Below are 13,272 nucleotides of genomic sequence, written 5' to 3'. Positions count from 1 at the left end.
TTTGGGGGGTGTATACAAAAAAAGCGATGGACTTCACAGTCGACCGCTCCAAATCTTCAATAGGTATTAGTTTTTTTTAAGGTAAAAAGATTGTTTTCAGGATAACAGTCACAAAGGTATATCTTTTTTTTTATTTACCAAATTTTTAATGTGCTTTTTTTTATCAATTCTTAATTGTGTACCCACACAATAGAGTTTTTTAACATTATTTAGTGAAATCGATTGCGTTAAAATATAATTAGGAATGCGTAAGCATCTCGAAAATTTGCTTATAGCTCACCGAAATTGCGTTTTTACCTTTTCTTCGGAAGGACCAAGTTTAGGATGATTCCGACGACGGCAGAAAGTCCGATACCCGATATCGCAAAGTTGCCCGATGAAAGTATGGCTCCACCCAGTCCCATGGTCAGCATGACCGAACTAATGATCACATTCCTTGTCTCACTTACATCTACCTTGTTGCGTACAAACGTCTGAATACCCACATTAGCGATAGTACCGAAGAGCAACAACATGATACCACCCAGTACAGCCTGAGGAATACTTTGTAGCAGAGCACTAAGTTTTCCGATCACAGAGAAGACGATAGCCGTAGCCGCAGAAATACGGATAATGCGAGGACTTGTGATCTTTGTAATCGACATAGCTCCCGTAACCTCGGAATATGTAGTCTCAGGAGGACCACCCAAGAATGCAGAAACGAGACAAGCAAGTCCGTCGCCTAACATCGTCCGATGAAGACCGGGATCTTTCACAAAGTCCTTCTCGGCAACGGCCCCTACGGTATATACATCTCCGATATGTTCGATGACAGGAGCTATCGCAACAGGAATCATATATAAGAAAGGAGCCCACTCGAAATGCTCTATCGTGTCGAGATGGAACGGTATCGAGAACCACGAAGCCTCAGCCACAACATGCAAGTCAACTTCTCCCATGGCGAGGGCAACGATAAATCCCACGACGACGCCTCCGATGATAGGGACGAGTTTGAGGAGCCCTTTTCCCAACGTAAGAATGAGAATGGCTGTGAGTAAAGATGCGAAAGCCAGTAGCCAATTTGTTTTGGCCATATCTACAGCACTTCCGGAGAGCGAAAGACCGATAAGGATGATGACAGGTCCGATGACGACAGGAGGAAAGAGTTTGTCGAGCAACTTGCGTTCTTGCCATTTCACGAGGATGCTCATGACAAAATATACCAAGGCCACACCCACGAGTCCTGCTATTGCACCTTGGAGTCCCCAATGTTTACTAGCTGAGATGATAGGAGCGATGAAGGCAAAGGATGAGCCTAAGAAGATGGGAACCTTACCACCCGTCACAAGATGGAATACAAACGTGCCGATACCAGCTGTAAATAAGGCTGTAGCAGGCGACAGACCAATAAGTAATGGTACTAGAACGGTAGCTCCAAAGGCTACGAAAAGAAACTGAATGCCTACAAGAGTACTCTTGAAAGGAGACAGTTCTGTAGTAGGGGAATTACTGATTTTCATAATTTCTTTAATGCTTTCTGTAGTTCTAGAATGCAAAGTTACGAATTATTTGTTGATTTTTAGTATCTTTGCAGGAGATATCCATATAAAGATGAAGAAAAAGTGGCTGATTGCAATAATCGTATTTCTGATATTAGCGGTTTATACTTATATAGATCCAGTAGAATGCGGATGGATGCCTCTATGTCCTTTCCGAAGGATTACGGGGTGGAACTGTCCGTTTTGTGGTAGCCAACGATTTCTCCACGACATTCTTTTGGGTCATCCGATACAAGCCATCGTCCATAACTATTATCTCGTGTTAGCTCTGCCATATCTCGTACTAGTAATGCTGAGGATTGTTATGCAGCCTAGCAAAAGGAGAAGACAACTGAGTAGAGTGGTGGAAAATCGGTTTGTCTTCGCTTTCTATCTAATAACGATGGTAGTATGGCTCTTTATTCGAAATATTTTGTATCTTTGCGCATGAAGTATATAAAAATCAAAGACTATGATGAAGAAGATAATCTTAGCCCTAATAATGATGCTTGCGGTATGGCAAGCTCAGGCTCAGGTGAAGCGAGAATTCCGCGGGGCCTGGATTCAGAATGTGAACGGACAATTCCAAGGACTGTCTCGCGACCAGATTCAGAGAACGTTGACCTATCAACTTGATGAATTGCAGAAAGATGGTGTTAATGCCATCATCTTTCAGGTGCGTACGGAGTGTGATGCCTTCTATCCGAGTAAACTGGAACCTTGGAGTAAATTCCTTACAGGTCAACAAGGTAAGGCTCCTGTACCTTATTGGGACCCACTACAATGGATGATTGAGGCATGTCACAAAAGAGGTATGGAGTTGCATGCCTGGATCAATCCTTTCCGCGCCAAGACCAAGACCACAAATGTGTTGGCCAACGATCATGTCGCTATAACTCATCCACAAAATGTCTTCGCTTACGATGGACTCTACATCTTGAATCCGGCATTACAAGAGAACCGAGATTATATCTGTCGGGTAATAAGTGATATTGTGAGCAGATACGACATCGATGGTCTACACATGGATGATTATTTCTATCCTTATCCGGCTCCCGGACAGGTTATCCCCGACGAGGCCCAGTTCCGTTGCGATCCTCATGGCTTTGGTAATATCGGGGATTGGCGTCGAGACAACGTAGATGTGTTCATCAAACAGGCTTCCGAGACGATACATCGACTGAAACCTTGGGTGAAGTTTGGTATTAGTCCTTTTGGTATCTATCGCAACAAGAGGAATGATCCTAACGGTTCTGATACCAAGGGCTTGCAGAATTATGACGATTTGTATGCCGACGTGCTCAAATGGGTAAACAACGGATGGATTGATTATTGTGTCCCTCAGTTGTATTGGCAGATCGGGCATCCTACGGCTGATTATGCTACGTTGATAAATTGGTGGAATAGGCATGCGGCTAATCGTCCGCTCTATATCGGAGAGGATGTGGAGCGTACCGTAAAATATGCTGACCCGAAGAATCCGCAAAGTCATCAACTTCCGGCCAAGCATCGTCTGCATAAGCAGATGAGAAATGTCAAGGGTAGCGTGTTGTGGTATGCAAAGGTTGCCGTAGACAATCCGGGCAACTATGGTACGGTTCTCCGAGAGGATTATTGGAGATATCCGGCTCTTACTCCGGAGATGCCGTTTCTCGATAATAAGGCTCCTAAGGCTCCTAAAAAGGTGAAGATGGTATGGACGATCGATGGGCCTATGCTGTTCTGGAAGGCTCCTAAGGCGAAGAAGTGGGGCGAAGAGGCTAACAAATATGTGGTTTATCGATTCGTAAAGGGGGAGAGGGTGAACCTCGAAGATCCTTCGAAGATCGTGAAAGTTACTTACGACATACCTGTTAAACTGCCGTATGTGGATGGGAAGACTCAATATACGTATGTGGTGACGGCTCTCGATCGCGTAGGAAATGAGAGTAAAGGAACGAAGAAAAAGTTGAAGCTATAATGAAACGACCGAAAGTAAAAATTACGGTTGTAGACCGAAAAGGGCCGCGCCATTCTTAAAAAAGACCCTCATCATCCAATAGCGGGTGATGAGGATCTTGCTTTTATGGAAGTCTGGATTAGAACTGGCTCCAGTCGATATTTCTCATGATAGAGAGCGCCTTCTTCCAGTCGCAGTCGAGCGCGAAGCGAACAGGAAAGTCATTTCTATCTACATAAGACCTTACGAGTTCTGCATCCTTATCGTTGAAGAGTGGACAATCCAAGGTGGCCTTAATGAAATAAGAGTTTACGATAGCCTTATCCTTACAGTCCTTCATGCGGCTCTGATAAGCGGTAATATATTGGTTCATCGCCAAGCTCTGCTCATTCAGCAACTTGATGCGGTCATTATACAACTTCAGGTCGTTAGGGTTAGAGAGGATATCTCCGGCCACACGCGAACGCATATAAGTAAGTTCATCCACTTTGAAAGCCGCGATTCTGCGTGTCTCCAAACTCTGTGTAGAGTCTTTGCAGATTGCAGTATTCGTCTTCATCAATTCTTTGAGTACATCTTGTGCTTGTGCAGGCATACTCAGTAAAAATGCTGCTAAGGCAGCCAACATGATTTTCTTCATATTTCTCTAATTTAATATTCTATTATTATGCGTGTCGGAGCAAATAAATGCTGTGGTCGATACACGCGGGTAATTCTTCTTTATAATGTGTGACCATGATCAAGGTCTTGTTGTCACGCTTACAGAAGGTCTCTATCACATCCTTCACCAGTCGACGGTTCGTGTTGTCGAGACCATGGAGTGGTTCGTCGAGAATCAACAGCTCTGGGTCTTTGACGAAGGCACGAGCCAAAAGGATTAATCTCTGTTCGCCACTCGACAGTTTTAGGAAGGTACGATTCTCCAATTCGTCCAGTCCGAAGATATGCATCCAAAACCTGCATTTCTCCAAATCGTCACCCGTAGGTTTCACGTAGAGTCCTACGCTATCCTTGAGTCCGCTTGCGACGATACGGATGGCTGAAATGTCTCGTTGATAGGCTCGATGCAATTCCGGCGACACATAGCCGATATGCTTCTTGATGTCCCAGATACTCTCGCCACTACCACGACTGTTGCCAAAGAGCGCAATATCACAGGCATAACTCTGTGGGTTGTCGGCACATACCAGACTGAGCAAGGTAGACTTGCCTGCGCCATTCTGTCCGCTAAGTGCCCATCTTTCTCCATTCAGTACCGTCCAGTCGAGTTCCTTGAGGATTGTACGCTTGCCATATCGTATGCTCACTTTGTTCATCTTCACCACCTCATGGGTGTGATATTCCTCCGTCTTGTAAGGCAAGTTGAGGATAGCTTGGGTGCGCTCCTCGTCGAGAACGTGGGCGGGTACAGGTTGCAAAGCTTCGAGATACTCCTCGCGCGTAACCTTCGGCATCACCACCATATTCTTCATTTCCACGATATGTGTGATGAAGTCTGGTATGTCATCCGTTTTGGAGAGTACCAAGATAATCTGCAAAGCCCGTTCTGCCGAGAGAACGCGGAGCAGCTCCTTGAGCTGGTCACGCGTCTCCGCATCCAGTCCGATGAAAGGATTGTCCATGATCAGCACGCGTGGGTCGGCAAAGAGCGTACTAGCCAACTTGAACTTGCGTAGTTCTCCACTAGAGAGTAGGATGATATATTTATCCAGCAGATGCTCCATGTGGAAGAGCTCATAGATATGTTTCTGCAACTGTCGACGCTCCGGAGTATCCTTGCCAGCGAGGGCAAAAGCCTCCTCGAGTTTAGCCCCAACAGTAGGCGTATTCTCATCGATTTCCTGTTGGTTCCACCTCTGTTGCAGATAGTAAGTACGGTCATTATCGCCACCATACGAATCTCGGAACGTGATATATCGTATATTGTCGCTCACCATCTCATTACAGCTAGGCGAGAAATCATATTCCGGGTCACGCATGAGCAAAGGATGGCGCCCCACGATCATGTCGACGAACATCGACTTACCACAGCCGTTGCGTCCCACGATAGCTATATGTTCACCATCACAAAGTTCAAAGTTCACAGGCTCCGCCATGCGCCATTGTGGCATACGAGCCACGCCATTTTCAATCTTGATAATTCTCTGCATCTCTCTTATATCATTTGATCCGTTCTTTGTTTCTGTTCACAAAATCTTTCCACGAACCATAATGTTTGGCGCCCGTCTCCGGTCTTCCCATCTGCAAGAAATGACAATAGGCTGCGCCGAGTGCGTCGGTAGCATCCATAAACTTAGGCATATCGTCATCGTTGATGTTGAGCAGTCTTTGGAGCATGTTGGCCACCTGTTCCTTAGAAGCCTGACCTTGTCCTGTGATAGCCATCTTGATCTTTAATGGCGCATATTCATGTATCGGTACATCATGATGGATGGCGGCCGCTATGGCCACACCTTGGGCGCGACCGAGTTTGAGCATCGACTGTACATTCTTGCCGAAGAAGGGAGCTTCGATGGCCATTTCGTCGGGCAGATATTCATCGATGATACCTGTGACGCGCTCGAAGATTTTACCCAACCGGAGGTATGGGTCGCTCTCTCTGCGCATATCGATTACTCCCATGACGACAAGGTTGGCTTTATTGCCCACAACTCGGAGTACGCCATATCCCATGACGTTCGTACCAGGGTCGATACCTAATATGATCTTTTCGGGTATATCTTTTCGCATATTGTCTGAAGTTGCCATCTATCGATCCATATAAGGATTGGTAGCAAGCTCGTTGCCCATCGTCGTCTGCTGTCCATGTCCTGGGAAGATGCGAGTCTCATCGGGCAGTTGACCGAGTTGGCGGAGACTCTGGATAATGAGGAATTGGTTGCCGCCGATGAAGTCGGTACGACCGATTGAACCACGAAATAGCGTATCGCCGGAGAACAAGATGTTTTCTTCCTTGCAATAGTAGCACACGCCGCCGGCACTATGGCCCGGAGTTGTGATGACCCTAAATTCATGGTTTCCGAATTTCACGCTATCGCCATCATCGAGATAGTTGGCCGCAGCAGGATATTCGTTGTTGATGTCGAGGTTGAAGAGCATTTTGGCTTGACCCTTGAGGTCTTTCATCAACTCCTCGTCACGATTGTTGTATTCCGGACGGAGTTGGAACTCGTGATAGATGGTGTCGTTGCCGAAGTTGTGGTCTACGTGACCATGCGTAGCAAGTAAATGTTTTGAAGTCAATTCATTCTGGCGAATATAGTCGACGATAGCCTGTCGTTCCTCCTCATAGTAAGCGCCACAATCGATGATGACACACTCCTTGGTCTCATCACTTACCACGTAGCAATTTTCAGAGATCATATTCACCTGAAATCTTTCGATATGTATCATAATATTCTTATAATCTTAAAGTTACATATGTCCCGATAAATCTATCGTTTGGTCGAAGGAACATAGATAAGTTTCTTGTCCTCCTTGAACCAAGGTTCATCGAACCATGTGCTCAGGTCGGTAACTTCTACGATATTCTCGTAAGGTTTGAGTTCTGCCTTTAAGTCGCCGCCTTTCAAGCATAACAGTCCGTTAGGCAAAGCATTCTGTTGCTTCCTGGCGAAGTTCTTGCGGATGATTTTCATGAGGTCGGGCAGAGGCATTACGGCACGACTCACCACAAAATCATATTCACCTTTTTCCTCTTCGCCACGAAGATGTACGGCATCGACGTTCTTTAGTCCAATAGCTTGGGCCACCTCCGTAGCCACGCGAATCTTCTTGCCTGTGCCGTCGATTAATCGGAACTGGGCTTCTGGAAAGAGAATGGCAAGAGGAATACCCGGGAAACCGCCACCTGTACCGAAGTCGAGGATACGAGAGCCTGGGACAAAGTTGATGGCTTTGGCAATAGCCAGAGAATGGAGGATATGGTGTTCGTACAGATTATCAATATCCTTGCGCGAGATGACGTTGATCTTCGCATTCCAGTCACGATACAAAGCATCGAGAGCATCAAACTGTCGTTTCTGTTCGTCGCTTAGGTGTGTGAAATATTTCTCTATTATTTGTGCCATGTTATCTCTTAATATACTTTTTACTCAATTTTCGGCAAAGATATGAAAAATAGCTGAATTATCAGTCCATTTATGGAGAATTAACGAATTTCTCACTTTATTATAAGACTGGCACGCCTTTCGGGGTGCATACGTATATGTAATATTTGCAATCCCATCGTTTTACCCCCGAGGGTACGCTCCGCGACCCCCGGTTATCATAGAGGCAACCCCTCCGGGGTGTGAGGTATGCGCCCGATATGTGTGATGCGTGTCGAGGGGATATGTTGTGTATATCGAGGGGGGAGGTATATGTCTGATATACTTGCGCATATTCCCCCGGAGCTATGGTACTAGTATACCCTAGAGATTCGCATCTGTTCCGCTTGTGTGTATTCCCCGGAGCTATGGTATGAGTATTCCCCTAGAGGATTCGCATCTATTATGCTTGCAAGTATTCCCCGGAGGGGATATCTCTGTGATAACCGGGGGTCGCGATAGCGTACCCTCGGATGAGGGATGATAGCATACTAGCAAGCACCCCGGAGGGGTACACGAGCTATGCTCTTCTGAGTTGTTCCATCGCTTCATGAGCCATTCTATGTGTCTCAGGCAACTGGGGAAACCTGTGATAGCTCACAATCTTGACCGTCGCGGATTCATGTCTTCTTCTTGCTGAAATACATTGTAGGATAAGGTCGGAGTTGGCCGACTCACTTGTTGGCTGTCTGTCCCAATTCTGTTGGATATATGCTACATTGGTCAGAAAGATGATTGTAGAGTGGACTGGAAGAACCTCCATGGCGTGTTGCATCACAGTTAACATCATGCGGAATTCTGTGGTATGGTCATCTGCAACGACATGGGTATTTATCTCCTTTCCGTTCTGCTCTATGATGTATGCGCCAGCGCTACAACGTTCTTCATGTGCATAATCACACGATGCACCAACCCAGACGTAATAGTTATCTGACTGCATCTTGAACTTCGGCTTTTCTGTTATTTTCCTGAATTTTTCTCTCATATCGTGTGCTTTGGAGTCCTTCTTCTTGGGGCTTTTTTAGGGCTTTTCTTTTTTTACACTTCTTTGGGGATGATGTTGCAAAGATACGTTGAATTTTTGAAACTACCAAATATTTTGTCGATTATTTTCTATAAAGTTTATATAGATTAAATATTTTCTTATCTTATGCTATCTGACTATGCTTGCATGTATCCATCTCGGATATGGCACGCCCTTCGGGGTGCACTCACAGCCAGCCGCATACTCCGAGGGTACGCTCCGCGACCCCCGGTTATCTCAGCGATATCCCCTCCGGGGAATATGTGCGAGCGGAATAGATGCGAACCTCTAGGGGGAATATGTGCAAGTATATATATCCCTTCGATATACACAACATATTTCCTCGACACATGCACGATATATCTAGCGCACATATCATACCTCGGAGGGGGGTATGCTGCTACGCGTCCCTCAATCGGCATTTACAATAAATGTTTTCTATATTTTTAGAAAGAGTTTTTGCATAACAGGATAAAAATATGTACATTTGCATATCGGTTGAATTAACTTATGCTAAGCCCCTTTGCCTAATATGAATGTTTTAAACATAAAAAGTCACTATTATTATGCGTTTTTCTAAGAAATATAACTTTGCATCTATATTATGTTGACTATTGTAATGGGAAAAAATAATGTTGGGTGAAGAAAGAAAAAATGGTGAAATGGAACTAACAAACGGCATATATGAAAATCTGATATATAAGGCTCTGCTAAAGAAACTATTGCAACTGCCTGAGAATAGACATGCTCTGAAAATACCAATGGATTCTGCTGAAGCACCTAAACTGTTGACCAATTATATTGCTGGTATCATTCAGCAAATGTTGGGTGACGATAAAATCTTTGAGGGTATTGAAGAAAAGATAGGTTTCGTTAATCAGGTTATTAGGTTTATAGAAACAGATTGGAATCCTAATTGGGACGATGACTTGCTTGTGCAAGGGGATAAACTACTGAGTGGTATCATAGATGGAACTGGTAAGACGCCTCAACAGATTAAAGCTCTGAACGATTTCCGACCAAAGTCTGGTTTCCTGTCGAGTAACTTGTTTACTGGATCTAACTCAGACTTGAATATGCAGAGTGAGATTAATCTAGATATTATGTCGGCTGACGAGATATACTGGATCGTGGCTTTTATCCGGTTCTCCGGGGTTAGAATCTTTAATGATGCTTTGAGAAAGTTTCTGGAAAAGCCAAATGCAAAGTTGCACATCATCACAACATCATATATGGGTGCCTCGGAACCTAAGGCTGTGGAATGGCTCAAAAATCTAAATCCAGACAAGGTCGAGATCAAAGTGAATTATGATTGTTCGTTGGATAGGTTGCATGCTAAATCATATATCTTTGTCAGAAATAGTGGTTTGAGCACAGCCTATATCGGTAGCTCGAATATTTCGAGGAGTGCTCTTACACAAGGGCTGGAGTGGAATATCCGCGTGACTAATCAGGAGAATCCTCAGATTATCAAAACAGCTATTGCCACCTTTGAAACGTATTGGAATAGACAGGATTTTGAAGACTTTGATGAGGAAAAATTCCGTAAGAGTATATACGAAGCTAATCATCATGATACTTTAAAACGGAAGGATTATCCTGTATTCACCATACGACCAGAGCAAAAAGATATTCTTGATAAACTAACTGTGGAGCGTAATGTGCATAATAGTTATCGTAATCTAGTGGTGGCGGCAACGGGTACGGGTAAAACTGTTATAGCAGCTTTCGACTATAGACGCTTCTGTGAACAGCATCCTGGGCATACTCGGTTGTTGTTTATCGCTCATCGTGAGGAGATATTGGAACAGAGTCGACGTACTTTTGCTTCTGTGTTGAATGATCATGACTTTGGAGAGTTGTGGGTTGGACGATATGTGCCTACTAAGATGGGTAACCTCGATCATCTGTTTATTAGTATTCAGACTTTTAATAGTAACAGGAAACTCTTCGAATCGTTTGGTAGCGACTATTATGATATGATCATTATCGATGAATGTCACCATAGTCAGGCGTCAAGTTATCGAATTCTGTTTAGTATGTTTGCTCCCCAACTATTGGTAGGATTGACGGCTACTCCGGAGCGTGCCGATGGTCTTTCGCTCTTGCCGGATTTTAACAACCGAATTGCTGCAGAAATGCGATTGCCTGAGGCCATCAACAGAATGTTGCTGGTCCCATTCCAGTATTTCTGTATAGGAGACCAGTTTACGAGCTTGTCTCATATCGCATGGAAAAATGGGGGATATGATGAGGATGAACTCTATAAAAAGTTGAATACTGCCGACCGCTTGCATCTTATCACCCAGACGATACCTCGATATTTGTCGGATGAGAACCGTTGTCGTGCTCTTTGTTTCTGCATTCGTAAGGAGCATGCTCGCGATATGGCTGTGGGACTTTGCAAAGCTGGATATCGGGCTGATTATCTGACTGGTGACGATAATGAGGAACGAAGAAAACGGGTTCTTGATAATTTCCGTGAGCGCAAAATCAATTATCTCTGTGTGGTTGACTTATTAAATGAGGGTGTGGACATTCCGGAGATCGATACTGTGTTGTTCCTTCGACCAACAAAGAGTTTGACAATTTTTCTGCAGCAATTAGGACGTGGACTCCGCTTGTCTCCAGATAAAGATTGCTTGACGGTTTTGGATTATGTCTCTCAAGCTAATCGTAATTATAGTTATGAGAGTAGAATTCGTGCTCTTGTGGGACGTACTTCTCGTAACATCCTTGATGAGGTAAGTGAGGGGTTTTCGTTGTTACCTCGTGGATGTTCTATCATGATGGATAAACTCTCGCGACAATATGTGCTGGAGAATCTCAAGGGGGCTATCTTCAATCTGAAACGTCTTCAACTTGAGGTGCAGAATTATCGTCTAAACTTTACAGATAGTCTTGAACTGGGTAACTTTCTTGCGCATTTTAATCTTGATATTCGGGTGTTATATAAGGTTTCTTGTTGGAGTAAACTGAAACGTAGGGCTGGTATCATCAGTTATCCGGAGGATAAGAATACGGAGATATATGAGGCTAACATGAAGAGAATGATCCATTGGAACGATTTGAATCTCATCCATTTTGTACAGAAGTTGATTGCTGATGATTTTGAGTATGATCATACGGCAACAAACGAGAAATATGCTCTGATGCTATATTATGGTTTGTATCGTGAAGGCATCTTGAAGACTGGATATGTGAACGTGGATGCTGCCTTGAAGGTGTTCGGTCGTTATCCATATTTTGTGCAGGAATTACGGGAGATGATGGATTATCTGGATAGTAACTTGAATGTATCGACAGAGCGTATACCGGAATTGGGTGATTGTCCGTTGGCATTATTCGGATGTTATACGCGTGAGGAACAACTCATCTTGTATGGAAAAATCAAGGCTGATAAGTCTATGATTCCTCAAGCGGGTCTGTATAATATCAAGGAGAAAAATACGGAGTTGTTATGGGTGACGCTCAACAAGAGTGATAAGGATTTCTCGCCTAGTACTCAGTATAATGACTATGCCATTAATGAGAAACTTTTTCATTGGCAGAGTCAAAATACTGCCAGTCATGATAATGCGGGATGCAGGTATGTTACTCAGAAGCAGACGGGAAAGAAATTTCTCCTCTTTGTGAGAGAAAATAAGAAGGATGCGTTTGGTTTTACCACTCCTTATTATTGTCTAGGGTTAGTAGACTATGTGAAGAGTGTGGGTGATCGTCCTATGAACATCACATGGCGATTGCATCATGATATTCCTGGATTTATATTAAACAAAGCCATGAAACTGGCTGTAGGATAATTTGGTATAGTATGAGGACGATAGAAGTTGTGGCTGCTGTCATTTGCCGCGAAAACAAGGTCTTTGCCACTCAACGTGGATATGGTGAATTCAAAGATTGGTGGGAGTTTCCTGGAGGAAAAATAGAAATCGGGGAGACGTCGGAGGAAGCCTTGAAACGTGAAATTCGTGAGGAACTTCATACTGAAATTTCTGTGGATAAATTTCTGACGACGGTAGAATATGATTATCCTAAATTTCATCTTGTCATGTATTGTTATATATGTCATGTCATCAAGGGGGAACTGGAATTGGTAGAGGCTGAAGATGCAAGATGGTTGGGCGAGGAGAATTTAGATGTCGTCAACTGGTTACCAGCTGATATGATGGTGGTGAAGGAGATAACAAGATTAAGGCTCTGCTAAAGAAACTATAATATCTCTCTTGCTATCCATGCGCAAGCTTCGGCATCGGCAAGGGCATGATGATGGTTTTCAAGATGATAGCCACAAAGTTCGGAGATGGTGTGCAACTGGTGGTTAGGCGCATCCGGAAAAGCTTTTCGCGACCCTATGCATGTGCAATAGAATTCATAGTCGGGATAGTCCATCTTATAAAATTGGAAGACGGCCTTCAAGCAACTTTCGTCGAAGGATTTGTTGTGAGCGACAAGGGGTAGTCCGGCAATCTTTGGCTCTATCTGTTTCCATACTTCCGGAAAGATGGGGGCATTCTCGGTATCTTTACTGGTGAGACCATGTACCTTACTACACCAATAGTTATACTTATTCGGTTCGGGGTGTATCAAAGAATAGAAACGGTCTACGATCTCGCCGTTTCTTACGATGATGATACCTACACTACAGACGCTACTTCGTTTACTATTTGCTGTCTCGAAATCTATTGCTGCAAAGTCTTTCAT

Annotated in this window: 12 protein-coding genes; 4 read left to right on the top strand and 8 right to left on the bottom strand. The window is 44.1% G+C overall.

Annotation, left to right across the window (positions count from 1 at the left end):
- Nucleotides 1-293: 293 nt before the first annotated feature.
- The gene (locus K333_RS0103035) at nt 294-1,499 is read right to left on the bottom strand and encodes a uracil-xanthine permease family protein (RefSeq protein WP_036885892.1); all 1,206 of its coding nucleotides are present in this window, start codon (nt 1,497-1,499) and stop codon (nt 294-296) included.
- Here K333_RS0103035 and K333_RS13645 point away from each other — a divergent pair.
- Both K333_RS13645 and K333_RS0103025 read left to right on the top strand, forming a co-directional pair.
- Entirely contained in the window at nt 1,438-1,968 is a 531-nt protein-coding gene (locus K333_RS13645) for a DUF2752 domain-containing protein (protein WP_081657189.1), read from the top strand. The two genes, K333_RS0103035 and K333_RS13645, sit on opposite strands and share 62 nt — an antisense overlap.
- A gap of 24 nt (nt 1,969-1,992) precedes the next feature.
- Nucleotides 1,993-3,477 (top strand): glycoside hydrolase family 10 protein, encoded by a 1,485-nt coding sequence (locus K333_RS0103025; protein WP_024989230.1) that lies wholly within the window; start codon nt 1,993-1,995, stop codon nt 3,475-3,477.
- 118 nt (nt 3,478-3,595) lie between these two features.
- On the opposite strand, the gene K333_RS0103020 is transcribed toward K333_RS0103025, so the two are convergent.
- The 6 genes from K333_RS0103020 to K333_RS0102995 form a co-directional block, all read right to left on the bottom strand.
- Complete coding sequence (locus tag K333_RS0103020; protein ID WP_024989229.1) at nt 3,596-4,096, bottom strand: hypothetical protein; 501 nt, start codon at nt 4,094-4,096, stop codon at nt 3,596-3,598.
- A gap of 25 nt (nt 4,097-4,121) precedes the next feature.
- Nucleotides 4,122-5,606: an ATP-binding cassette domain-containing protein gene (locus K333_RS0103015; protein WP_024989228.1), complete on the bottom strand. Its 1,485-nt coding sequence runs from the start codon at nt 5,604-5,606 to the stop codon at nt 4,122-4,124.
- A 10-nt stretch (nt 5,607-5,616) separates the two neighbouring features.
- Complete coding sequence (ruvC, locus tag K333_RS0103010) at nt 5,617-6,204, bottom strand: crossover junction endodeoxyribonuclease RuvC (RefSeq protein ID WP_081657188.1); 588 nt, start codon at nt 6,202-6,204, stop codon at nt 5,617-5,619.
- Nucleotides 6,205-6,849 (bottom strand): MBL fold metallo-hydrolase, encoded by a 645-nt coding sequence (locus K333_RS0103005; RefSeq protein WP_024989226.1) that lies wholly within the window; start codon nt 6,847-6,849, stop codon nt 6,205-6,207.
- Between the two features lie 41 nt (nt 6,850-6,890).
- The gene (gene rsmG / locus K333_RS0103000; RefSeq protein ID WP_024989225.1) at nt 6,891-7,526 is read right to left on the bottom strand and encodes a 16S rRNA (guanine(527)-N(7))-methyltransferase RsmG; all 636 of its coding nucleotides are present in this window, start codon (nt 7,524-7,526) and stop codon (nt 6,891-6,893) included.
- Between the two features lie 538 nt (nt 7,527-8,064).
- Nucleotides 8,065-8,529 carry a hypothetical protein gene (locus K333_RS0102995; RefSeq protein ID WP_024989224.1) on the bottom strand — a complete coding sequence of 155 codons (465 nt, stop codon included), beginning with the start codon at nt 8,527-8,529 and terminating at the stop codon, nt 8,065-8,067.
- Between the two features lie 701 nt (nt 8,530-9,230).
- Between K333_RS0102995 and K333_RS0102990 the strand changes: the two genes are divergently transcribed.
- Together K333_RS0102990 and K333_RS0102985 are read left to right on the top strand one after the other, a co-directional pair.
- Complete coding sequence (locus tag K333_RS0102990; RefSeq protein ID WP_024989223.1) at nt 9,231-12,371, top strand: DUF3427 domain-containing protein; 3,141 nt, start codon at nt 9,231-9,233, stop codon at nt 12,369-12,371.
- 11 nt (nt 12,372-12,382) lie between these two features.
- Nucleotides 12,383-12,775, top strand: a complete 393-nt coding sequence (locus tag K333_RS0102985; protein ID WP_024989222.1) for a (deoxy)nucleoside triphosphate pyrophosphohydrolase — start codon at nt 12,383-12,385, stop codon at nt 12,773-12,775.
- Nucleotides 12,776-12,780: 5 nt separating this feature from the next.
- Here the strand turns inward: K333_RS0102985 and K333_RS0102980 are convergent, their stop codons facing one another.
- Nucleotides 12,781-13,272, bottom strand: a complete 492-nt coding sequence (locus tag K333_RS0102980) for a 3'-5' exonuclease (protein WP_024989221.1) — start codon at nt 13,270-13,272, stop codon at nt 12,781-12,783.

The organism is Segatella albensis DSM 11370 = JCM 12258 (genome assembly GCF_000426565.1).
Lineage (GTDB): Bacteria > Bacteroidota > Bacteroidia > Bacteroidales > Bacteroidaceae > Prevotella > Prevotella albensis.
The sequence above is the reverse complement of the archived record's forward strand: the minus strand, read 5'-3'. Positions and strand labels throughout refer to the sequence as shown.